We start from the raw sequence: 20907 nt of genomic DNA, 5'->3' as shown, positions 1-20907 counted from the left end.
GCCTCCTTTGGGCATGGGTTGCAGGCACGCGAACCGCGCGCCTGAAACCCTGCCCGTCGGCGAGACCGGGGTAGCAAGGGCCAGGGCGGACCGGCCGGAGGGGGATCGCCCGACCTGCACAAGCCTGACCCTGATGATCATCGTGACGGTCCTCGCCGGCGCGGAAGGTTGGGGAGACCGGCCGGTCCGGCGGCGCAGCCGCTTCACCCTGGCCCGCGCGAGGGCGGAGCCCTTAGCGCTCTGCCCGGCGTGCGGGCGGCGCTCCGGCGCCGCTCCCAAGGCGGGAACCTTGGACGATGCCCGTCGTTTCGGGCGCCGTCGTGAAAGGGAGGGGCGTGATGTCCTACTATTGCATCGTCAACCTGCCCGGGATCCCGGTCCGCGAGATCGCCGCTCTCGACGCGGCCAGGGATGAGACCGCGTGCGCCGACCTGGCCCGCCTGGCCGCGCGCTGGCCGGGCTATGAGACCATCCTCCTCTATGACGGCGAACGCCTGGTGACCGTCCTGGCCAACCCCGCCCTCGGCTTCACCCTCGACCCGCTGGAGCGCCCGGCCGCGGCCGCCTAGGGGCGCCCCAGCTCTCGTCCGCCGGCGGACAGTCTCTGCGGCCGGCTTCAACCCGTCGCATCCTCAACAAGGAGGGCGCCGGCGCGGGACCGCTTCCCCACCCCCGTGCAGGATGGAGACCGTCGCTCGCGCCGCCGTCCAGGCGGTCAACGTCGCTTTTTGAAGGTCTCTCCGATCACCCCGGCGTCGGGCCCGTCGGGACCCGCCTTGGTCGTGGACGCCCGCCCCACCTTGCGAACCTGATCGTCAGACGTGGCGGCGTCCGGCTTTCCGCCGGGACTCGCGCCATTGGCCTTGCGGCCCTCCGATTGCTCTCGATCCGCCATGGTCTTCCGCCTTTCTCGTCTTTCGGTCGTCTCGCCGGCACGGTTTCCGGGTCCTGGGGCCATCTCCCCTGATCCTGACGTTCCGGCGCGCCTGGTTGGTCCAAGTCCGCAATCGCGGACCCGTTCCATACGGCCACGGACGCAAGGCCGATCTCAGGGTTCCCCGCACGGGCCGAGGGGCTGATCGACGTCGGCTTCGACCATGGAGGACGGCTTGCGCCGGGGACGACGCTCTCGCGTTTCGGCCCCGACGCGGCGCCCCCAGGGCCGCAGGGAGCCGTCGGCAAGCTGAGCGGCGCCCGCGAAGTCAGGGCCAGTGGGCGAGGACTTCGGCGCTCTCCGCCGTTTCGATCTGCTGGCTGTAGCGATCGCGATAGAGGCCCAGCAGGGCGTCGTGACTCTCGTCGGAGGAACTGCACAGGGCGTCGGTGACGACGATCACTCGATAGCCGAGATCGACCGCCCCCAGCACCGCCGCCAGGACGCAGACGTCGGTCTCCGCGCCGGTGACGACCAGGGTGTCGACGCCGCCCGCCCGCAAGGCGTCATCCAGTCCGGTGCCGAGCCACGGCGAATAGATCCGCTTGTCGAGCACCCGGGCGGGCGGCGTGAGGGCCGCCAGGGCCGGGATCAGCTCGACCTTCTCGGCCCCCAGGCGGTCGAGGGTCATCTGCGGCCAGCGTTCCCAATAGCCCCGCCAGGCGCCCCGGCCCTCGCCGACGTCGGCGGCGGGAATGAAGCGGGTGAAGCATGTCCGCTCGGCCTTGCGCTCGCACAGCCCGACCACGACCGGCAGCACCCGCTCCATCCAGGGCGTCCTCCAGGCGGTGTCCTCGGCGAACATCCGCTGCATGTCGATGCAGAGATGAACCGCGGTCTCGGGGATCGCGCCTCGAATGAGCCCGTCAGCCACGGGGATCACGCCGCCGCGGCGCCTTGGGCCTTGGCGTTCGCGGCCGCGTCGGCCAGGGCCGTCAGGCTCTCGTCGGTGGCGGATTCCTGGCGCAGGGTCTCATCGAGCAGGGCCGCCGCGGCGTCGAAGCCGAGCAGGGTCGCCCAGCGCTTGAGGGTGCCGTAGCGGGTGATCTCATAGTGCTCGACCGCCTGGGCCGCCGCGATCAGGCCGGCGTCCAGCGCGTCGGTTCCGGCGTATTCCTCGAGGATCTCGTCGCCCTCGGCGAGGATGCCCTCGATGGCGTCGCAGGTCTTGCCCATGGCGCGCTTGCCGATGATGTCGAAGACCTGCTGCAGACGTTCGATCTGCCCTTCGGTCTCTTCACGGTGCTTTTCGAAGGCGGCCTTCAGCTCCGGCGCGTTCGCGCCGCGCGCCATCTTGGGCAGCGCCTTCACGATCTTCCGCTCGGCGTAATAGATGTCCTTGAGCGTGTCGTAGAACAGATTGTCGAGGGTTTTTTCGGCCATCGGGGCTCTCCACGTTGAAGGTGAGCCCGTAGAATTCGTTCGGCGCGCCGGCGTTCCAATGTCCGGTGGCGGACGCGAGGCCGCCTCGCCGACGCCCGTTTCCATGCCCGATCTGGAGGCGGTCCAGCCCCGAACACGCCCGCGATCAAGCGCTAAGACTTGGGCTTGGGCCGCACCGGCAGGGCCGCCGCCCGACGGCGCTTGGCGCCTTCCTGCGGCAATGCGCCGATGATGTAGAAACCTCGCTCGGCCAGTTGACGCGTGAGACCTTCGATCTCTTCCGGCGAGACGCCGGGTGTGTGACCTGCCTTCTGCTCCATCTCGCCATTCCCGAAGGGGAAAACGAACGTCCAACCTCCCGACCGTGCCCGCTTCGGCCGGGAGGTTTTCCGTCCTCAGCGCGGCGCGTCCGCATTCGCCTCGTCCGCCTGGTCGATCATCTGCTGGTGGTGGCGAACCACGGGCAGGGTCTTGGCCGCCCAACCCTTGAGACCCTCGTGGCCTCCCAGTCGTCCGTAGGACTCCAGCAGGGCGACCGTCTCGTTGTGCGCGGCTTCCTGCTGTTGAAGATAGACGCGATCGAAATCCTGGTCCGTCGCGTCGCGCAGGTTGTCGATCAGGCCTTGGCGCCGTTGATCCAGGGCGGTCGGCACGGCGAGGTTGGCGGCCGCCGCGATCGGCTTGAGCTCATCGCCGGCCTTGCCATGGTCGGTCACCATGGTTTGGCCGATCGCCTTGACCCGAGGATTGCGCGAGCGTTCGGCCGCGATCCGTCCGGCCTCGATCTCGTACATCCCGCCGATGGCGGCGTTGGTCACGAATCCGGCGTCGGTCGTGGCGCCGGCGGGGCCGGCCGCGGTCCCGACGACCCCGGCGGCGTGGTCCTGGACGGCGTTGACGGCCTGGTTCTGCTGGTCGGCGTCGCCGCCGGTTTCGCGCTGGCAGGCGGCGAGAGCGAGGACGCAGGCGCCGGCGAACAGGATCTGTTTCATCGAAGATCTCCCTCTGGATTGAGGCTGGAATGCGTTTCAACGAAAGCTGTTCCGTAGTCGCCTGACGCGTTCCGACCGGCAAGACGCGCTTCGCGGACCGTCTTGGAGGCGACCTCGCCAAGGCGCTGACGGCCGGATATGCGCACGCATGATCGCGCTGTGGTACGCGGAGAATCCAGGCGGCTTCGAAACGATCCGATGTCGCCGGATCGAGCGGAGCCATAGGCGCGTCCCGGCGTTCCGACGCCATGACCGCCGCACGGCCAGAACCGTTCACCACCGCGCTCGGCCGGGCGACCGTGGGCTCGGTCTTCTTCGCCTTCCCCCTGCTCATGACGATGGAGATGTGGGAGCTGGGCTTCCATATGGATCGCGTCAGACTGCTGATCTTCCTGATCGCGGGAACCGGTCTCATCTTCGGGCTCGCCTTCTACGCCGGCTTTCGCGAGACCCGCGGGCTCCGCAACGAGGTTCTGGACACCTTCGCCGCCCTGGCCCTCGGGTTCGGGGTGTCCGTCGTCCTCCTCGGCCTGTTCGGCGTCTACAGCCTCGGCGAACCCTTGAGCGCCTCCGTCGGCAAGACGGCGCTCCAGGCCATTCCCGCCGCCATGGGCGCCGTCCTGTCCCGGCATCAGCTGACCGGCGCGACGGCCAACGAAGCTTCGGACGCGCCGGGATCGACCTATGCGGGCGAACTCTTCCTGATGGTGGCGGGCGCCCTGTTCATCGCCTTCAACGTGGCGCCGACCGAAGAGATGATTCTCATTTCTTTCAGGATGAGCCTCGCCCAAACGCTTGCCCTGGCGGCGCTGTCGATCGTCCTCCTTCACCTCATCGTCTTCAGCCTCGGCTTCGCCGGCCAGGAAACCCACGAAGGTCACGGCCGGGCCTTCATCCACTTCAGCATTCCCGGTTACGCCATCGCCCTGCTGGTCAGCCTCTACGTCCTCTGGACCTTCGGCCGGACGGACGGCCTTTCACCCCACGAGATCGTCTCCACCATGATCGTACTCGGCTTTCCCGCCGCCCTGGGCGCGGCGCTCGCGAGGCTCGTCGTCTGATGGCCGCAGCGACATCCAAATCGAAGGATCGGCCGCACGGGCTGATGACATGGGTGGTGTCCGCGCTCGGCCTCGCCGTGATCGCGGCGTCTCTCGCAGTCGTCGTCATCGACGCCGCCGGTCGGCCGGCGCCGGCGCGGTTGACGGCGAAGGAGACCGGCCGCGTCGTCCTGGCCGGCCAGACCGCCGTGGAGATCGAGGTGCGCAATCTCGGGAGCGAGGCCGCGGGCGCGGTGGAGATCGAAGGCGTTCCACAGACCGGCGCGGCCGGACACGTCTCGCTGGACTATGTCGCCGGCCGGTCCGCGCGCAAGGCGACCCTCGCCTTCTCAGGGGATCCCGGCCCGGTCGCGATCGCGGTCCGGGGCTGGACCGAGCCGTGACATCCGAGCGAGCCGCCCGCCATGACGGCGGGAGACCGGGCTGAGACGCCTTGGGGACCGGCAAGCCCCTATCCGAAAAATCGCAGCGACCCGTTCGCCGGATCCGACCTGGGCCGTCCCGTTGTCCCGTTCACGTTGTGAAGTGCGGCATCGGGTGGGACCGGCCCTCAAAGCGTTGCCCCGGCTCGCGCGCCGGCGACGCCGACGCTGGGGGTCGCGACCGACCCCCTCGGGTCGTGCGACCCGGGCGGCCTGGGCCCGTCCCGCGCTCGCGGGCCTCATCGCGTTTCCGAGGCGAGGCTGACCGGCGCGGGCGGCCCCTACGGGACGGCGGTTCGAAGAGGGACGGCGCCCGCGCCCGCGTCGGAAGCCCACGCGCTTGACCTGAAATCGTCAGCCGTCTTGACGCGCATCGACGCGATGATCCCGGCATGCCAGCTTGGCCGGCATGAGGCGCCGCCCACCCCAATTCGATGGCGTTGAACTCGCCCTGATCGTGGCGATGATCGTCGTGCTCTGCGTCCAAGCCGCCCTCATCCTGGGTCCGATGCTCACCGGCGGCTAGGCGGCGGCCCGGGCCGGACGGCGCGGCGCCGCGCCCGACCTCAGACGGCGAAAACGACCCCCTGCGCCAGGGGAAGAGAGGCCGCGTAATTGGTCGTCTGGGTCTGCCGCCGCATATAGGCCTTCCAGGCGTCGGAGCCCGATTCCCGTCCGCCGCCGGTCTCCTTCTCCCCGCCGAAGGCGCCGCCGATCTCGGCGCCCGAGGTCCCGAGGTTCACGTTGGCGATGCCGCAATCGCTCCCCGCCGCGGCCTGGAAGCGCTCCGCTTCCCGAAGGTCGTTGGTGAACAGCGCCGACGACAGGCCCTGGGGGACGTCGTTGTTGCGCCGGAGGGCGTCGTCGAAGTCCCGATAGCGGAAGATGTGCAGGATCGGGGCGAAGGTTTCTTCCGCGACATTGTCCGCCTCGGCCGGATACTCGACCAGGGCGGGGCTCACGAACACGGCGCCCGGCGACGACGGAGCGGAGAGCCGCTCGCCGCCCATGATCGCCGCGCCCGTCGCGCGCGCCACGTCGAGGGCGCGCCGCATGCCGTCCCAGGCCGCTTCGTCGATCAGCGGACCCACCAGGATTCCGGGCTCGCGGGGATCCCCGATCGGGAGCGCGGCATAGGCGGCCTTCAGGCGCGCGGTGACGGCGTCATAGACGTCGGCGTGCACGAACAGGCGGCGCGTCGTCGTACAGCGCTGGCCGGCGGTGCCGGCGGCGCCGAACACGATCCCGGTGAGCGCCAGGTCGAGGTCCGCCGACGGCGCGACGATCACGGCGTTGTTGCCGCCCAGCTCCAGCAGGCAGCGGCCGAAGCGCGCCGCCACCCGGGGCGCCACCGCCCGCCCCATCCGGGTCGAGCCGGTGGCGCTGACGAGTTTGACAGCGGGGTGGTCGGCGAGGGCCTCCCCCACCCGGCGGTCGCCGATCAGGACCTGATGAAGTCCCTCGGGCGCCTTGCCGAACCGGGCGAGCGCGCGGTCGAGCAGCGCCTGACAGGCCAGGGCGCAAAGGGGGGTCTTTTCAGACGGCTTCCAGATCACCGGATCACCGCACACCAGGGCGAGGGCGACATTCCAGGACCAGACCGCGACCGGGAAGTTGAACGCCGAAATCACCGCGACCGGCCCCAGGGGCTGCCAGACCTCCGCCATGCGGTGCTCGGGCCGCTCGGACACGATGCTGAGCCCATGGAGCTGCCGCGACAGGCCGACGGCGAAGTCGCAGATGTCGATCATCTCCTGCACCTCGCCGAGGCCCTCGGAGACGATCTTGCCGGCTTCCAGCGTCACCAGGGCGGCCAGCTCGGCCTTGTGGGCGCGCAACTCCTCGCCCAACAGCCGGACCAGTTCCCCCCTCACGGGCGCCGGCGTATCGCGCCAGGCCGGAAACGCCGCCTCGGCGCGCGCGATCGCCGCGCCCACGGCGATGGCGTCGTGGCTTCGCAGATGCCCCCGCAGAACCCCGTCGATGGGGCTGACCACGGCCAGATCGCCTGTCGGATCGAGGTGGGCGGACAGGCCGAATACGGGGGCGACCTCGCCGTCGAGACCAGGATCCGCGGCGGGGCGGGCGGCGAAGGGGGAGAGGTCGTTCATCGGGGCCTGGGGTCCTGGACGCGCGGGATCGCCCCCGCGCGGTGTGGCGGCCCGGACATCGGGCGCGCGGTCTCTGGTGTCGGAAGGGAACAAGGCGGGCGCGCCGGCCCGCCTTGTCGTCAGGGTCAGAAGCGCACGGACAGGCCGGCGTAGAAATAGCGCCCGATGGTGTCGAAGGTGTTCGGATCGGTGTTGGACTCGATGGGCGAGGTCAGGAGCGGGGCCTGTTTGTCGAACACGTTCTGCACGCCCACGAACGCCTGGTAGCGGTCGCCGAAATCATAGGCGGCGTGCAGGTGGTGATAGAAGTAGTCCGGCACCGTGGGGTTGGTGATCCCGGCGCGCGGATCCGCCGCCCCGTTCAGGATCGCGGTGGCGTATTTGCGGTCCTTCAGGGACGAGATCCATTCGGTCCGCCAGGTCACGCTCAGGTCGTGGCTGGCCCAGGCCAGGCTTCCGGTCAACCGCCACTCCGGGATCGCCGCGGTGTCGCCGCCGACCGTCCCGACACGATCCACCTCGCGCGCCTGCGGATTGGGCTGGAGGGTGTTCTTGCTCACCCAGGTGCCCAGCAGGCTGGCGTTGAAGCGCGCGTCATCGCCGCCCCAGCCCAGCCGCTCGCTGGTCCAGCGGTAGGTCGCCGCGAAGTCCACGCCGGCGGTGTGGAGGCTGGCGACGTTCGCCAGAGGCACGCCCCAGTCGATGATCTCATAGGTCGTCGGCGACCGGGTGAAGGTCCGGCAGAAGGCGCTGTTGACGTCATTGCTCTGGAAGCAGGCGTTCAGGACCCCGCCCGGACCGCCGGCGAGGCGTTCGATCGCGTCCTCGATCTTGATATCATAATAGTCCAGCGTGAGGCTGAAGCCCGGCAGGGCGGCCGGGGTGAGCACGACCCCCGCGGTGATCGTATCGGAGGTTTCCGGCGTCAGGTTGACGTTCGACACGAGGCGGGCCTCCAGGGCGGCGCCGTTCTGCTGGTAGGAGCCGATGGCTCCGGCGGGCACGCCTTGGGCGATGCACAGCGCCGCCACGGCGCCGGTCGGGTTGGCCGTGCGCGAGCAGGGATCGATCAGGGCGGGATAGGTGTTCACCAGGCCGCCGAACAGCTCATAGATGTTGGGCGCCCGGGCGGCGCGCTGGTAGAGGGCGCGGAAGCGGACATCGCCGTTCACCTTGACCTCGCCGCCGGCCTTGTAGGTCCAGACCCCGCCCGCGGAGGTATAGTCGGAATACCGCGCCGCCACTTCCAGGCCGACGTAGTCCGCGAAGGGGGCGTCGCGGAACAGCGGGATGATGGCCTCGGCGTAGGCCTCGTTGACGTCGAAGCCGCCCTGGGTCGCGTTGCGCTCCCCGAAGCCCGCCGAGGAGAAGTCCAGCAGCACCGGCGCCGGATTGTCGGCGCTGTCCACGGACCGGCGCTCCACGCCGGCGGCGAAGCCGACCGGTCCCGCCGGAAGTTCGAACAGGTCGCCGGTGATGTTCGCCGCGAGGATGCTCTCGGTGATCTCGGTCGATGAGATGTTGTCGACCCGCAGGAAGTTGATGAGCTCGGGCGACCAGTTGGTCAGGCTGGTGATCAGGACGCACTGCGGGTTGTTGCTCGCGCAGCGGCCCGGATTGCTCGCGCTCGGCGTGGAGGCTTCGACGAAGGTGCGGCGCGAGATGTCGCCGCGCTGGACCTCCGTGGTCGCAAGGTGGCTGTAGCTGTAGGTCGCCGACCAGTCCCAGCCGTTCCCCAACGATCCTTCCAGACCGCCGAGCACCCGGTACATGTCGCGGCTGTAGGCGATCTGGCGCTCCGGGAATTCCAGCGGCGAGGCGATGCGCAGCGCGAACGGCGCCGTCGGATTGGGCCGGGCGGCGAGGAGCGCGGCCATCTGCGGGGTCACGAAGGAGGCGTTGTAGGGCAGGCCCGGCACATTGGTCGTCTCGCGGGCGTTCACCGCCGTGCGCGACAGCACGGCCGCCGACTCGATGTGGTTGAAGCTGATTTCGGCGAAGGCGCGCACGCCGTTCTCGAAATCATAGCTGCCCCGCCCGAACACATTGGTTCGCTTCAGCGGGATCTGGATGGCGTAGTCGCCGGTCAGGTCGAAATTGGTGTCCGTCGCGGGGTTGAAGACGCGAGGAACCCCATTGTCCAGGGCGTAGTTGACGTTGGTGAAGCCGCCGGCGCCGTTCGGGGTCTGGATGCCGATCAGGGTGCCGCCGAGCCGGCTGAGCGTGCCCGTCCGGTCGAACCCGGCGCCGGTGTCGATCAGGCTGTAGCGGCTCAGATCCCGGGCGTTGGCGCGGATCGCGTCCCGCTCCTCGTAGTTGACGTGCAGCCAGGCGCTGGCACGATCCGTGCTGCCGCCGATGGTTCCGGCCAGGCTGTAGGTCTGCCCGTCGCCCTCGCCCGAAAGGCCGTAGCGCGACTCCAGCTGCAGGCCGTCGAACCGGTCCTTGAGGATGAAGTTGACCACGCCGGCCATCGCGTCCGACCCATAGACCGCCGAGGCGCCGCCGGTGACCAGCTCGACCCGGTCCACCAGGGAGGCGGGGATGTTGTTCACATCGACGATGCCCTTCTGGCTGGACGCCATGAAGCGCCGCCCGTTGACGAGAACGAGGGTGCGCTGCGGGCCCAGGCCGCGCAGGTTCAGGCTGGCGGTGGCGTCGGATTCCCCCGTCACATTGGTGGATTTGGTGGAGCCGGCGACCAGCTGCGGCAGGGTGTTCAGATACTCCTCGACCGTGCCCGCGCTGGCGATCTGCAGATCCTCGCCGGTCACCGTCGTCACGGGGCTGGAGCTGACCAGGTCGGGCCGGCGGATCCGCGATCCCGTCACGACGACCTCGCCGATCTCGGTGGCCTCCTCCGGCGCGGCGCCGGGCGCCTCCTGGGCGAAGGCCGGAACGCCGGACATCAGGGCGCAGACCGCCGCCGATCCGGCGAGCATCAGGCGCAAGGGGGCATGCACTGTCATGAGTGGTCTCCAGGTCTTTGCGCCCCGCGGTCCCAAGGACGGCGCGGGTCGCGATGTCGGGAAAGGAGGCCGGCGCGCCGCCGGCCCAGGGATGTCTCAGGGGCGTTGGCGGCCGAACAGCTGAACCCAGTCGGCTTCAGCCTGGATGCGGGCGAAATAGCTCCAGGTGTCGGTGTTCAGCGCGCGCGCCAGATTCTCCCGCGCCTTCTCGCGCTCACCGATGAGGAGGTAGTAGTTCGCCAGGCTGTAGGCGGTGGACGCCTTGATGCCGTCGGCGGTGCTGAACGCCTTGCCGCCGTCGACCTCCGAGTAGACGTCGGCGGGATCGCGCAGGTTCTTGAACAGCTGGATGCCGTCGAAATAGTAGTTCGACTCGCGGTTGTCGACGAGGTCGAGGAGCGTCAGATCGAAGTCCGCCAGCAGTTGCTGGCCTTCGGCGTAACGGCCGCCGCGCGCCAGGGAGAGATACAGCCAGTAGGTGGCGGCCGTCTCGTCCGGCGCGCCGTGGACGCCCATGGCGACCTCCCGCGACTGCGCGAACCATTTGGCGGCGTTGCCGTAGTCGTGCTTGGCGAAATAGGCCTGCCCGAGATGGTAGTAGGTGTAGAACTGCACCACGTCCGGAGTGCTCGGGAAATAGTCCGGCCCGAGGCGCTCCCGCTCCAGCGGCTGGCCGGCGTAGAGCTCCGCGGACTTCAGCCCGTCGGCGATCGACTCGTCGAACTGGCGCAGGCTGAAATACCGGTGCGCGCGATGGCGCAGCAGCTTGGCGGAGTTCGGATGACGGCGCAGGCCGGCGGTGTAGACCTCGACGGCCTCCCGCATCAGGCCGTTGTAGCCGAGCGTGCGGCCGTACCAGGTGACGTTGTCGATCGACGGATCGGCCTCGTAGGCGGCGCGCGCCTCCCGCGTCGCCCGCTCGAGCGCCTCGCTCGGGGCCGCGTTCACCGGATTGCTGCCGATCGTCGTATGCATGGGATCGCCGAACAAGGTCCGGCCCTGGTAGCTCTGCTCCTGAGCGACGGCGGCCGTCGCGCAAGTCAGGGCCAGGGCGGCGATCCCGGAGACCAGGGTCATCTTCAACGTCATCTCTTCGCTCGCTCTCTTGCCGCACCTGAGACCAGGTCCGGGCCGGCGCGGGGCGCCATGGACGGAGGGATGGCGACAATGCGCGAAAGCGGGAGCGCCCTTGGCGGCGTGCGGCTCCCCATCCGCGACCTCGATTTCGACGCCCTCCACAACGTCGATCCGATTTGCGATTTAGAACATCAGTTTTAAGTTTTGACAAGCCGAAGACGGAAAATCTTACATCCTGTAACATTTTCTCGGGATACGTGTACATTTTGAAAAGACGCGCGCAGGTCTTCTGTTGAAAGTCGCTCAGGGGCGCGGTGCGCGGAGACCGTCAACTCGCCCGCCTTTTGATCGCTGCGGCGACCCATTGAGAAATGTCCGCCCGCCGCCTGGACGCGCCCGTCCCCGCGCCGCGGCGCCCAGGCCCTCAATCGCCCGTCCCGGATAAGAGTCGGCGGCGCCCGGCGCGGGCGCGCCGGAGCCTGAGCGCCGTCGAGGCGCGCCGCTAGCGATATCGCCATCCAGACGGATCCCGGGACGCGCCTGCCCCGGGTGTCCGGCGGGACAAAAGGAGCCTAGCCCCCCCGTGCGTGAGAGCGCTTCTCTCCCAGCACCATATAGGTCTGGGTGCGGACCACCCCGTCGATGACCTCGATGCCGTTCAGAATGCCTTCGAGATCCTCGTAGCTCTCGGCCGCCAGTTCCACGAGGACGTCGAACTGTCCGGTGACCGTGCAGACGTATTTGACGTGCGGGAACCGCCCCAGGACATCGACGATTTCGGCGGACTTCTTGGGGTCGCGGTTCAGAAGGACGAAGGCGCGGATCTGTGCATGGGCGAAGTCAGGCTTCAGTTCGACCGTATACCGGTTGATCGCCACCTGCTCGAGCTTGTCCATCATGTTCTGCAAGGTCGGCCTCGAAACGCCGAGTTGATCGGCCAACGACGTCACCGTTTCCCGGGCGTTGCTCCGCAGCAGATTGAGGAGCGCGTGCTCTTTTTCGGAAAGGATGGAAGCCATCGGTGCTCGCATTGCAAAATGGCACATATTTTGCGCGATTTTTTGCGCTTCGAAAAGCGACGCACCGCTAATATTTCGATTTTGCCGTCGCGTCTCGGTCGCGCTCGCCCTCATACGGCTGCGGTCGCCACCCAATCGACCTGAGGATCGCTCGGCGGCGGCCGCCCGGCTTGAGCGAGCGCCGGCAGAGTGATCGGGCCACGGTGAAGCCGCTTTACTCGCCCGCGCCAGGGTGGAGCCCTTGGCGCCTGATCATCGAAGAGCGCCCGCCTGCCGCGCCGAAGCCATTCACCGCCGCGCGGCGAGACCTCAGCAGCAGGCGCCGACCCGTCGGACGTTCAGCGCTCGCTCCACAGGTGGAGATCCGCTTCCCGCCCAATACGGTCCAGGGCGTCTCTTCAATGTGCGCCCCTGTTCCCATGCGTCTGAAGCGCAGCGGGACTTGGGCATGAGCTCGGCCTGGCTGCCATCCGGGGAAGAGGAGGATCGGGACGTCCCGAGACCGCCTGGATCTCGTCTCTGCCTCCGGCGTTGGAGCCACAACCCCATCAGTCGCCCTTGGCGCTCGATCGCCCCGAGCTTCCAGCCGGCCTGTAAACGCTAGGCCTCAACGCGCGCCGTCAGGTCGCGATAGGGTTCACCCCGCTCGCCGGCTTCGGCGCGAGACAACACCCGGGTTTCGAACGCGGAGCTGACCTGGATCTGGATGCTCCGATAACGGAGACCGTCGGTGAGCGACGCGCACGTCGCACGCAACAGCGACCGCTGCGCGCACCAGACATTGGCTTCGACCGTGATGAGGCCGGGCGCCTGATTCGGGCTTGCGGCCGCCTCCCCCATTTGGTCCAGGGCCGCATCGACCTCGTCTTGGGTCATGACGCCTCCTAGCTTGAGTCGCCGTCCATGCCGCCCGTTCGCGATCCGCGACGCCCCGATCCGAAACGACGCAGCCGCCTTGCATGAGGTCGGGTCGATGTGTTCACAATCAGCCTTGCACCTCCGCGTTCCGCAGGTCTTCGCGCGCGATGCGCCCGTCATCCGTGCGGGACATTGCACGCTCCGCCTTCGCCGGGAGGGGTGCGCCCTGCTTGTCGGCAACCTGTTCGATCACCTCGAACTTGCGCTTGCTGAACCAGCGCACGCGAAACCATGCCGTCTCGCCCTCGAAGTCAGGAAAGCGGTCCGGCGCCGGATAGCGCAAGACGCCATAGAGTCCCCCGTCATAGGTCACGTTGCAGAACAGGGTGTGTCCACCGGCGTCAGGCAGCGCCCGCATTCGTCGATAGTGGAGAATGACCTCGGTCGGCACGGTCAACCACGCATCGAGAGGCCCAAGGCCTGCAGTGAGAGGCGCGCGGCGCTGGCCTGGATCTCATTAGGCGCTTCCTCCTCGAGCTGGCGCATCACTGCGCCGAGGCCCGCGCGGCCGTCGGCGCTGGACAGGTCGAGGTCCGCCAAGCACTCGGTCAAGACTTGGGCGAGAGTCCGTTCGTCGGACATCATGATCGGTCTCCCATTGCGCGCCAACGACCCCGGGAAGGCGGACTCCTGAACTCCGGGCAAACCCTTGGCAAGCAATTTGTTCCGTATTTGTTCGCACCTTGTGGATCGCCCGACTGGAGATAGGGTGACGCATGTTCCCTACCCTTCCACCCGACCCGCCCGCCATCATCGGCCGCGCGTCGGTCATCGACGGCGACACCCTTGAGATCCACGGCCAAAGGGTCCGGCTCTGGGGGATAGACGCGCCCGAGAGCGGGCAGACCTGCGCACGTGGAGGGGAGACCTACCGTTGCGGCCGGGAGGCGGCGAACCGACTGGCCGCCATCATCGACATGTCAGGCGGAACAGTCACATGCACTGCCGAGGGCAGGCCAGACCGATATCGCCGCATGGTGGCGCGCTGCACCGTTGATGAATGGGGGGACTACGTCGGCGTACGTCCATTGTTGGAGCTCAACGCCCAATTGGTCGAGGAAGGTTACGCTCTGGACTTCCCCCGCTACAGCGCCGGAGCCTATTCAGCGCTGCAGGCTGATGCCCAGCACGCGCGCCGCGGCGTCTGGGCCGGGGAGTTCCAGAGGCCTTGGGAGTGGAGGGCGAGGAGATGACCGATCTGCAGGACGGGCGCGGCCCGACACGCGCGAAGGCGGCGGCCCTTGGATTGACCGTCGTGGCGATCGTTCTGCTGTGCGCCAGTTTCTTTGTTCAGGGGTTTGCCGGGCCGAAATGGGCAGAGCACGGGCTGACCGTTGGAGCGATCGTAATGCTGGCGCTCAGCGCTTGGGTCGGGGTGCGCGACCGGCGAGGTCAGAAGGGCCCCTGAGGGGACTGCGGAGGCGGGCGCAGCGGCGGCGACCTCAACGATGCGTCCCGTACCGATGGCTGCCGCGAGGGCTGCGATAAAGGCCGCCGCGATGGTTTGAGCCTCGACCGCCTCGATAGGTCCCGCCATGCGAGCCCCGATGGCGGCCGCCGCCATAGTGGGGACGGGAGTGGGATGGGTGGTGGCGGCCGGTGGCGGCGGCGGCCGACGCAACAGCAAGCGCGAACGCAGCGAAAATGATGCCGATGGTCTTTGTGTGCATCTCGACGCTCCTCCCCAGCGACGGCTTCACCTGGCCGGCAACCGAGACGGAAGTCAAAGCGGCGTGACCGCTGGAGCCCGAGCGACTGACGCGGCGCTTCGGGGCCGTTGCAAGCCTGGGAGCGTTCCCGCCGCGGCCCGGCAGAATTTCAATCGACGGACAAGGCTGTGGCCCGCGCCTGCGCCCTACCCGCACGGCTTCTTCGAGAGGGCGCGTCGATCAGGACCGACGGCAGCGCATGGGTCGCCAGACGCGCCGCCTGCACCTCCAGCTTGCGGATCGCCGCGCGCGGGCCGGCCTTGAGCCGGACGGTGTCCGGGTCTTCCGCCATCAGATCGTCCAGCACCGTGCGGCTCGTGCTGTTCAGCCAGCGGCTCAGATCGTCGCTCGGCCTGCGACCCCGCCCGATGGCCGTTGCCAGGAAGAACACCGACAGCCGGTCCTGCTGCGTCCGCAGGTGGTCGCGCATGAGCTTGGAACGGGTGATGTATCCCGAGTTCACGCCCGGCAGGGCGTGGTTCATCAGCAGGTGCATGTCGACCTCGGAGACCTCGGCCGCCTGGGCGAGCGTCCGGTAGGTCTGGCGAAGATCATTGCCCCAATGGCTCAGAAGCGACCGATCTTCCTTGTGCTCGGTCATGTGGCCGCAGGGGGCGTCGCTGGGGAACAGCCACACCCGGCCGCTGTCCGGATAGATGATCGGGCCGATCCGCCGGAGCCGGAAGATGGACTCCATCATCGCCCGGGACATTGGAATGTCGAAGGCCTTCATCTCCCCGCCCTTGGGCCGGACCATGTGCATGACCCGGTTCTTCAGATCGAGGTCCGTGACCCTGACATTCTTGAGCGCCTCCGGACGCGAGCCCGACAGCAGGGTCATCAGATGGAACTCGCGCCGGATCGGATTGGCGATCCTGGCGAGTTGCTCGAACCAGCCCGGCAGGTCCGTGACCCCCATGGCGGTGTCCTTGCGCTGCTCGGGATTCCAATCGACCGCCGCGACCGGGTTCTCCGGCGGCAGGGCACGGCAGGTCTTGCGCGCATGGTTGTAGACGGCGCGGAAACTGCGCATGGCCCCGTTGGCGATGGCGGGTCCGTTGTCGGCGCTGATCAGGTCGTGGCGATCGGCGAGCAGGCGCGGCGCGTCGCCGAGTTCGGAGAGCGGCCGGTCGAGCCAGTCGGCGAACAGACGCTCCATGTGATCGGTGTAGCCGCGGATGGTGGCGGGGCTGCGCTTCTTGCGTTCGAGGTGGGAGATCCTGAACCGGGACCAGGCCTCCCTCAGCGTCGGAATGCCCGCCGGCGCCCCGCGCTCCGCCTCGGCGAGCGCCTGGGCTTCCCTGGCTTCGGCCAGGAGGACCGACTTCTTCTTCGGCCGCGGATCCTCGCCCGAGGCGATCCGCGCCATGAGCCCCCGCGCCCTGGTCCGGGCGTCACGCGTGTTCAGTTCGCCGACCTCGCAGACCTTCATCTTGATGGTCGAGCGCGTGCCGTCCTCGCGGCGCAGATCGGCCTGGATCATGAAGGTTTTGGTGGCCGCTCCGATCCTGACGAAGAACCCGGGCTGCTCGGTGTCGCGCACGACCGTCTGGCCTGTGCGGGTGAAGGCAAGACCGATCAAAACCTTGTCGGTGAGGGCGAGACGCTGGTCTGGCATTTGCTGACGTTTTCGGCGTTAGGACGGTACGAAAAAGTCCAATTAGGACGGTGATTAGGACGGTGAACTCGCCCTCGGGAGTCTGCTTCCCGAAATACGAGGAACACGCCGAACCTACGTCAGATCTAAAAAATATCAACTATTTCAATTGCTTGTTCGCACCCTAGCGCGCAATCGGCGAGGTCTGGAAAACCGAAGAACGGCATCTCTTAATCAGCGGGTCGTAGGTTCGAACCCTACATCACCCACCATCGTCCCCTTTAAAATCAATCATTTACAGCTCCGCGGCCAGGTCGACCGCTCGGCGTGACCCTCAGGAACGGCGTTCAGCGCTGCGCGCTCGGCCGCGCTGCGCCACCTCCTCCGCCCGCTGATCGCGCGCTGCACGACGATGCGCCTCAGGGCGGTTGAAATACGGAAACTGAAACATATACTGTTTCTGTTGCGATCCGTCGTGACGATTCCCTGTTTCAGAGCCGGTCCCGGCCGAGCCGCTTTCCGAGGTCTCCTCCCCCATGAAGATCCAACACCTGCTGGCCATTTCGGCCTTCGCCCTGCTGGCGGCCTGCGGCCAGGCCGCCGCCCCCGCCGCGGACGCCGTCGACGCCGCCGCCACGGCGCCGGTCGAGCTGAAGGTCCCCGCCGGAGTCTACGCCCTGGACCCGACCCACGCCTCGCTGGAATGGTCGATCACCCACATGGGCCTGTCGAACTACACGGCCCGGTTCAACACCCTGGACGCCCGGCTGACCCTGGATCCGGCCAACCTGGCCAACTCCAGCGTGACGGCGACCATCGATCCGACCTCGGTCGACGCCCACTACGCGGGCGATTATCGCGCCACCCACGCCCAGACGGGCTTCCGCAGCTGGAGCGAGGACATCGCGCGCAACGCCGCCTTCCTGAACGCCGACGTCCACAAGGACATCCGCTTCAGCTCGACCAAGGTCGAGCCCACCGGGCCGCGCACGGCGAATGTGACCGGCGACCTGTCCTTCCTGGGCCAGACCAGGCCGGTGACGCTGAAGGTCACCTTCGTCGGCGACCTGGCGCGCCATCCGATGGCCGGCCGTCCGGCGATCGGCTTCGCCGCCGAGGGCGTGTTCAAGCGTTCGGACTTCGGCATGGCGACCGGACCGCTGGGCGACGACGCCACGATCCGCTTCAACGGAGAGTTCCTCCAGGAAGCGCCCGCCGCCGCTCCGGCGCAGTAGGCCGCGGACGACAGCCGGGGCGGGTTCCGACGGGACCCGCCCCTTCTTCCATCACCTCCATCGCCCATCACCCGCGCCGTCGTTCGCGCCTGGGGACCCTTCGCCATGACCGCCCGCTACACGACCGTCGCCATCGCGCTGCACTGGCTGACCGCGCTCGCCATCCTGGCCATGATCCCCATGGGATGGTGGATGAGCGAGGCGATCGCCCATCCGGACAGCCAGGCGACGGCCTATCGCGTCTTCCAGCTGCACAAGTCGATCGGCTTCACGATCCTGGCGCTGACCTTGGTCCGTATCGTCTGGCGGCTGACCCACCGGACGCCGCCGCTGCCCGAGGGGATGAAGGGCTGGGAAGCCTTCCTGGCGCGGTCGACCCAGTTCGCCTTCTACGGCCTGCTGCTGGCCCTGCCGCTGACCGGCTGGCTCTACGTCTCGACGGGATGGGCCGTGGGCCTGGACCGGGCGCTCAACGTGGCGACGTCCTGGTTCGGCCTGCTGCCCGTGGCGCACCTGCCCGGCGTCGAGGCGCTGGCGGAGGGCGCACGCCGGACGCTGGCCTTCCAGGCCATGGGGGCGCACAGCCTGATGGCCTGGGGCGCCGTCGTTCTCGTCGCCCTGCACGCGGGCGCGGCGCTGAAGCATCATTTCGTCGACCGCGATCACGTCCTGCGCGACATGCTGCCCCGCTGGCGGGACCGCGCCGCCCGGACCGAACCGGTCGGGCCGGATGAGGCGGCGATCCCGGTCGAACCCGACGCGGCGGAGAACCCGTTGGTCGAAGAGGCGCCGGCGCCTGTCACGCCGCCCAAGCGGCGCGGCGGCGTCGGCGCGCCGATGATCGCCGGCCTGGCGCTGGCGGCGGCGATCGGCGTCGTCGGCTGGACCTCCGCCCGGCCGGCGCCGATGACCGCCACGGCTCCCGCCGAGACGGCGGCGGCCAGGGCGGCGGCGCCCGATGCGGCGATCATCCCGGGGACGGCCCAGACCTGGACGCTCGATCGGGCGGACTCGTCCATTCGGTTCGGCGGGACCCATGCCGGAGCGGCCTTCAACGGACGCTTCGAGGATTGGGAGGGCCGGATCTGGTTCGATCCCGCTGACCTGGCCGGATCCCGCGCGGTGGTCACGGTGCGCACCGGCTCGGCGCGTACGGGCGACGCGACGCAGGAAGGATCGCTGCAGGACGCTGAATGGTTCGACCCGGCCGGCTTCCCCACGGCGCGGTTCGAGGCGACCGTCTTCCGGGCCTTGGGCGGCGACCGCTACGAGGCGCAGGGAACGCTGCGCATCAAGGACCGGGCCGTGCCGACGATCCTGCCGTTCACCTTCCGGGAAACGGCCGGTCGGGCCGTCGTCGAAGGGACCCTGACGCTGGACCGCACGGCCTTCGACCTGGGCCTGGCCTCGGACGCCGCCGGCGACTGGGTGTCCAAGGCGATCACGGTGACGGTCTCGGTCCACGCCCGACGCGAGGACTAGCGCAACCCGATCGCCTTCAGGAAAGCCGCGACCTGCCCGAAGGCGTCCGTCTGCCACTCGTCCTCGTCGCGGTCGTCGAGAATCCCCTCCTCCGCCGCGAACCGTCGGACAGCGTAGGGGCCGGTATACTCCCGGCTCTGAAACTTCGCCGCGATGCCCGCGAAGCCTTTCAACGCTGTCTCGCTCGACATCAGCGGCCGGCAAGCGGTGGCGAGTGCATCGATGCCGCCGGGGTAGTGCCGGATGCAATAATAGATGTCGTAGGCGTCCTTGTCCTTGTCCCGCCCGACCAGGGCGTAGCCCTTCATCGCAAGCAGGGCCGGGATGGACGCCACGGCGAGCTCGACTTGATTCAGCCCTCCTCTCGGCATCTCCGCCTCAAGCAGAATCTTGTCGGCGAACTTCAACGCGAGATCGCCGCCGCTGGCGGGAATGACCGCGAACTCCGGAACCAGCTGCGGCCGGTTCTTTTTGACGACCGCGTGTTCGGGCATCAGGAAGTCGATCAGAATCCTGACCGGCGGGCCGCCGTCCTGTGAGGGGACGTCCCGCGCCAGCTGATACACCTCGCCGTCGGCCGGTTGCTGATAGCCGGCGGCCAACAGCGTATCGATCAGCCCCTTGTACTGGCCGCCGGCCAGCGCTTCGGCGTCAAGCGCCAGGTCGATGTCGATGGAGCCGATGTGCGCCGTCACGGGGTCGGGGATCTGGAGCCAGGGTACGTTGCCGCCGACGACCACGAACTTGCCGCGATAATCGCCGAGCACCTGACCCAGTTCCACCAGGACCCGTTTCACCGCCTCGGTCGTGCGCGAGCCATAGAGGTGGGGCGCCGGCTTGGCGGCCGTGACGCCGTTCACCACGGCAGGATCTCCCTGCGCAGATGGTCGGCGGCCTCGCGATCTCGCTCCCCGCCCCTGGAAAGGTCGAGGTAGGTCTGAAGCGGACTGGTCGCGCGAACGCCCAGGCGAACCTCTTCGGCGTCCAGAAGCGGGCCGCTCTCGTCAAGCACGGTGATCCAGACGTTGCCCCCCTTGGCGGCGGGCTGGAGGTCCAGCGCGTCAACCAGGATCGGCAAGGCGACAGGGTCGGCGTAGAGCTCCACATTCGAGGCCCGCAGCCAGGGCGCCCACCAGTTCGCCGCTGAACGCCCGCACAGCGCCGCCGCCGGGCCCGCCCTCTCGACGGCAAGCTCCACCGCCCGTTCGAGCGCGCCGTCATGGAGTACGGTGTAGAAGCCTTGCCGACGTCCCTGCGGGGGCTCGTTGGCGGAAAGCCAGGCGTCCACAAGAAGATCGGGATGGCGAACCACGAATCCGTCCGGCGTCTCTTCGATCCAGTCACGCTCCATCAGGGCGGTCTTCAGCTTGTGGACCTGACCGATGCTGACCTGGGTCGCCTCGGCGATCTCGCTCAGACGGCGCGCCGTCTGATCTCGTTTCAACAGATAGCGCAGCACCCGCGCGGATTTCGGCTTGAACAGGGATTTCAGATCCCGGGTCTCGGCTTGCGGCGTCGTCGCCACCTGGCGATCGACGTAGAGGCCGGGAAGGACCAGCCGGCAGTTGCCGAGCAGATCGACGTAGTTGACGTCATAGTCCCTGCACATCTCCCGAACCTGTGGCGAAACGTAGGGGGCGACGAAGACCAGCGCCTCGAACCGATCTTGCCCGCGCCCATGACGACTTTGGTAGCTGATCAGCTGATGAATCGCCTGGTTGGCCGATTTCGGCGTGCCGGAGCTCTTGACCTCGCAGAGCAGACGATAGGGCTGAGCGTCCTTCTCGAAGCGCACCACGAAATCGATGCCGCGATCCCGCGACAGGGGCTCGCGCTCGATGTCCCGGATATCGAGATCCGGAATCTGCTGGAGGAGAAGACTGACGGCGCCGATGCCGTCCTCTTCCATTTTCACAAGATCGACCTCTTTCAACATACGGTGAAAGTATATTTTCTAGTGAAAATGTCAAGGCGTTTTCACTCAATGGCCGACTTTCA

General features: G+C 68.2%; 21 protein-coding genes. 7 read left to right on the top strand and 14 right to left on the bottom strand.

Annotated elements, in window-relative coordinates; all coding sequences use genetic code 11:
- Nucleotides 1–338: 338 nt before the first annotated feature.
- The gene (locus tag AC07NB_RS13155; RefSeq protein WP_494571364.1) at nucleotides 339–569 is read left to right on the top strand and encodes a hypothetical protein; all 231 of its coding nucleotides are present in this window, start codon (nucleotides 339–341) and stop codon (nucleotides 567–569) included.
- A 633-nt stretch (nucleotides 570–1202) separates the two neighbouring features.
- On the opposite strand, the gene AC07NB_RS13150 is transcribed toward AC07NB_RS13155, so the two are convergent.
- The 4 genes from AC07NB_RS13150 to AC07NB_RS13135 all read right to left on the bottom strand — a co-directional run bounded on the left by AC07NB_RS13150 (nucleotide 1203) and on the right by AC07NB_RS13135 (nucleotide 3309).
- Nucleotides 1203–1808: a cysteine hydrolase family protein gene (locus AC07NB_RS13150; protein ID WP_494571365.1), complete on the bottom strand. Its 606-nt coding sequence runs from the start codon at nucleotides 1806–1808 to the stop codon at nucleotides 1203–1205.
- Between the two features lie 5 nt (nucleotides 1809–1813).
- Nucleotides 1814–2317: a YciE/YciF ferroxidase family protein gene (locus AC07NB_RS13145; protein ID WP_494571366.1), complete on the bottom strand. Its 504-nt coding sequence runs from the start codon at nucleotides 2315–2317 to the stop codon at nucleotides 1814–1816.
- 152 nt (nucleotides 2318–2469) lie between these two features.
- Nucleotides 2470–2637 (bottom strand): hypothetical protein, encoded by a 168-nt coding sequence (locus AC07NB_RS13140; RefSeq protein ID WP_494571367.1) that lies wholly within the window; start codon nucleotides 2635–2637, stop codon nucleotides 2470–2472.
- A 75-nt stretch (nucleotides 2638–2712) separates the two neighbouring features.
- Nucleotides 2713–3309, bottom strand: a complete 597-nt coding sequence (locus tag AC07NB_RS13135) for a DUF4142 domain-containing protein (protein WP_494571368.1) — start codon at nucleotides 3307–3309, stop codon at nucleotides 2713–2715.
- 248 nt (nucleotides 3310–3557) lie between these two features.
- Between AC07NB_RS13135 and AC07NB_RS13130 the strand changes: the two genes are divergently transcribed.
- Both AC07NB_RS13130 and AC07NB_RS13125 read left to right on the top strand, forming a co-directional pair.
- Nucleotides 3558–4370, top strand: coding sequence for a TIGR02587 family membrane protein (locus tag AC07NB_RS13130; protein WP_494571369.1), 813 nt, complete (start codon nucleotides 3558–3560; stop codon nucleotides 4368–4370).
- Nucleotides 4370–4753, top strand: coding sequence for a hypothetical protein (locus AC07NB_RS13125; RefSeq protein ID WP_494571370.1), 384 nt, complete (start codon nucleotides 4370–4372; stop codon nucleotides 4751–4753). The genes AC07NB_RS13130 and AC07NB_RS13125 overlap by 1 nt, the downstream gene beginning before the upstream one ends.
- A 605-nt stretch (nucleotides 4754–5358) precedes the next feature.
- Here the strand turns inward: AC07NB_RS13125 and amaB are convergent.
- The 7 genes from amaB to AC07NB_RS13090 form a co-directional block, all read right to left on the bottom strand.
- Nucleotides 5359–6903 (bottom strand): L-piperidine-6-carboxylate dehydrogenase, encoded by a 1545-nt coding sequence (gene amaB / locus AC07NB_RS13120; protein WP_494571371.1) that lies wholly within the window; start codon nucleotides 6901–6903, stop codon nucleotides 5359–5361.
- Nucleotides 6904–7028: 125 nt separating this feature from the next.
- Complete coding sequence (locus tag AC07NB_RS13115) at nucleotides 7029–9872, bottom strand: TonB-dependent receptor plug domain-containing protein (protein ID WP_494571372.1); 2844 nt, start codon at nucleotides 9870–9872, stop codon at nucleotides 7029–7031.
- Nucleotides 9873–9968: 96 nt separating this feature from the next.
- Complete coding sequence (locus AC07NB_RS13110; protein WP_494571373.1) at nucleotides 9969–10961, bottom strand: tetratricopeptide repeat protein; 993 nt, start codon at nucleotides 10959–10961, stop codon at nucleotides 9969–9971.
- Between the two features lie 560 nt (nucleotides 10962–11521).
- Nucleotides 11522–11968, bottom strand: a complete 447-nt coding sequence (locus AC07NB_RS13105; protein ID WP_494572582.1) for an Lrp/AsnC family transcriptional regulator — start codon at nucleotides 11966–11968, stop codon at nucleotides 11522–11524.
- 600 nt (nucleotides 11969–12568) lie between these two features.
- Nucleotides 12569–12844 (bottom strand): hypothetical protein, encoded by a 276-nt coding sequence (locus AC07NB_RS13100; RefSeq protein WP_494571374.1) that lies wholly within the window; start codon nucleotides 12842–12844, stop codon nucleotides 12569–12571.
- Between the two features lie 109 nt (nucleotides 12845–12953).
- Complete coding sequence (locus AC07NB_RS13095; RefSeq protein ID WP_494571375.1) at nucleotides 12954–13283, bottom strand: hypothetical protein; 330 nt, start codon at nucleotides 13281–13283, stop codon at nucleotides 12954–12956.
- Nucleotides 13280–13471, bottom strand: a complete 192-nt coding sequence (locus AC07NB_RS13090; RefSeq protein ID WP_494571376.1) for a hypothetical protein — start codon at nucleotides 13469–13471, stop codon at nucleotides 13280–13282. Before AC07NB_RS13090 ends, AC07NB_RS13095 begins: the two co-directional genes overlap by 4 nt.
- Before the next feature lie 131 nt (nucleotides 13472–13602).
- Between AC07NB_RS13090 and AC07NB_RS13085 the strand changes: the two genes are divergently transcribed.
- Nucleotides 13603–14079 carry a thermonuclease family protein gene (locus AC07NB_RS13085; RefSeq protein WP_494571377.1) on the top strand — a complete coding sequence of 159 codons (477 nt, stop codon included), beginning with the start codon at nucleotides 13603–13605 and terminating at the stop codon, nucleotides 14077–14079.
- Nucleotides 14076–14294, top strand: coding sequence for a hypothetical protein (locus tag AC07NB_RS13080; protein ID WP_494571378.1), 219 nt, complete (start codon nucleotides 14076–14078; stop codon nucleotides 14292–14294). The genes AC07NB_RS13085 and AC07NB_RS13080 overlap by 4 nt, the downstream gene beginning before the upstream one ends.
- 410 nt (nucleotides 14295–14704) lie before the next feature.
- Here the strand turns inward: AC07NB_RS13080 and AC07NB_RS13075 are convergent, their stop codons facing one another.
- Nucleotides 14705–16213: an integrase arm-type DNA-binding domain-containing protein gene (locus tag AC07NB_RS13075; RefSeq protein WP_494571379.1), complete on the bottom strand. Its 1509-nt coding sequence runs from the start codon at nucleotides 16211–16213 to the stop codon at nucleotides 14705–14707.
- A 515-nt stretch (nucleotides 16214–16728) separates the two neighbouring features.
- Between AC07NB_RS13075 and AC07NB_RS13070 the strand changes: the two genes are divergently transcribed.
- Nucleotides 16729–17427, top strand: coding sequence for a YceI family protein (locus AC07NB_RS13070; protein ID WP_494571380.1), 699 nt, complete (start codon nucleotides 16729–16731; stop codon nucleotides 17425–17427).
- A gap of 105 nt (nucleotides 17428–17532) precedes the next feature.
- On the top strand, nucleotides 17533–18909 hold the full coding sequence (locus AC07NB_RS13065) for a cytochrome b/b6 domain-containing protein (protein WP_494571381.1): 1377 nt from the start codon (nucleotides 17533–17535) through the stop codon (nucleotides 18907–18909).
- Here the strand turns inward: AC07NB_RS13065 and AC07NB_RS13060 are convergent.
- Entirely contained in the window at nucleotides 18906–19772 is an 867-nt protein-coding gene (locus AC07NB_RS13060; protein WP_494571382.1) for a nucleotidyl transferase AbiEii/AbiGii toxin family protein, read from the bottom strand. The genes AC07NB_RS13065 and AC07NB_RS13060 overlap by 4 nt on opposite strands.
- Nucleotides 19766–20845 carry a helix-turn-helix domain-containing protein gene (locus tag AC07NB_RS13055; protein ID WP_494571383.1) on the bottom strand — a complete coding sequence of 360 codons (1080 nt, stop codon included), beginning with the start codon at nucleotides 20843–20845 and terminating at the stop codon, nucleotides 19766–19768. The genes AC07NB_RS13060 and AC07NB_RS13055 overlap by 7 nt, the downstream gene beginning before the upstream one ends.
- Between the last annotated feature and the right edge of the window lie 62 nt (nucleotides 20846–20907).

It is taken from the genome of Brevundimonas sp. GW821-FHT09G01 (assembly GCF_059416065.1).
Note: the sequence above shows the minus strand (reverse complement) of the source record. Positions and strands in the feature narration are given on the sequence as shown.

Bases quoted from the DNA above. Each gene is read 5' to 3' on its own strand.
- AC07NB_RS13085 (WP_494571377.1), top strand. From the start codon at position 13,603: ATGTTCCCTACCCTTCCACCCGACCCGCCCGCCATCATCGGCCGCGCG.
- AC07NB_RS13110 (WP_494571373.1), bottom strand. From the start codon at position 10,961: ATGACGTTGAAGATGACCCTGGTCTCCGGGATCGCCGCCCTGGCCCTG.
- AC07NB_RS13135 (WP_494571368.1), bottom strand. From the start codon at position 3,309: ATGAAACAGATCCTGTTCGCCGGCGCCTGCGTCCTCGCTCTCGCCGCC.
- AC07NB_RS13145 (WP_494571366.1), bottom strand. From the start codon at position 2,317: ATGGCCGAAAAAACCCTCGACAATCTGTTCTACGACACGCTCAAGGAC.
- AC07NB_RS13130 (WP_494571369.1), top strand. From the start codon at position 3,558: ATGACCGCCGCACGGCCAGAACCGTTCACCACCGCGCTCGGCCGGGCG.
- amaB (WP_494571371.1), bottom strand. From the start codon at position 6,903: ATGAACGACCTCTCCCCCTTCGCCGCCCGCCCCGCCGCGGATCCTGGT.
- AC07NB_RS13070 (WP_494571380.1), top strand. From the start codon at position 16,729: ATGAAGATCCAACACCTGCTGGCCATTTCGGCCTTCGCCCTGCTGGCG.
- AC07NB_RS13125 (WP_494571370.1), top strand. From the start codon at position 4,370: ATGGCCGCAGCGACATCCAAATCGAAGGATCGGCCGCACGGGCTGATG.
- AC07NB_RS13100 (WP_494571374.1), bottom strand. From the start codon at position 12,844: ATGACCCAAGACGAGGTCGATGCGGCCCTGGACCAAATGGGGGAGGCG.
- AC07NB_RS13065 (WP_494571381.1), top strand. From the start codon at position 17,533: ATGACCGCCCGCTACACGACCGTCGCCATCGCGCTGCACTGGCTGACC.
- AC07NB_RS13115 (WP_494571372.1), bottom strand. From the start codon at position 9,872: ATGACAGTGCATGCCCCCTTGCGCCTGATGCTCGCCGGATCGGCGGCG.
- AC07NB_RS13055 (WP_494571383.1), bottom strand. From the start codon at position 20,845: ATGTTGAAAGAGGTCGATCTTGTGAAAATGGAAGAGGACGGCATCGGC.
- AC07NB_RS13090 (WP_494571376.1), bottom strand. From the start codon at position 13,471: ATGATGTCCGACGAACGGACTCTCGCCCAAGTCTTGACCGAGTGCTTG.
- AC07NB_RS13105 (WP_494572582.1), bottom strand. From the start codon at position 11,968: ATGGCTTCCATCCTTTCCGAAAAAGAGCACGCGCTCCTCAATCTGCTG.
- AC07NB_RS13075 (WP_494571379.1), bottom strand. From the start codon at position 16,213: ATGCCAGACCAGCGTCTCGCCCTCACCGACAAGGTTTTGATCGGTCTT.
- AC07NB_RS13140 (WP_494571367.1), bottom strand. From the start codon at position 2,637: ATGGAGCAGAAGGCAGGTCACACACCCGGCGTCTCGCCGGAAGAGATC.
- AC07NB_RS13155 (WP_494571364.1), top strand. From the start codon at position 339: ATGTCCTACTATTGCATCGTCAACCTGCCCGGGATCCCGGTCCGCGAG.
- AC07NB_RS13080 (WP_494571378.1), top strand. From the start codon at position 14,076: ATGACCGATCTGCAGGACGGGCGCGGCCCGACACGCGCGAAGGCGGCG.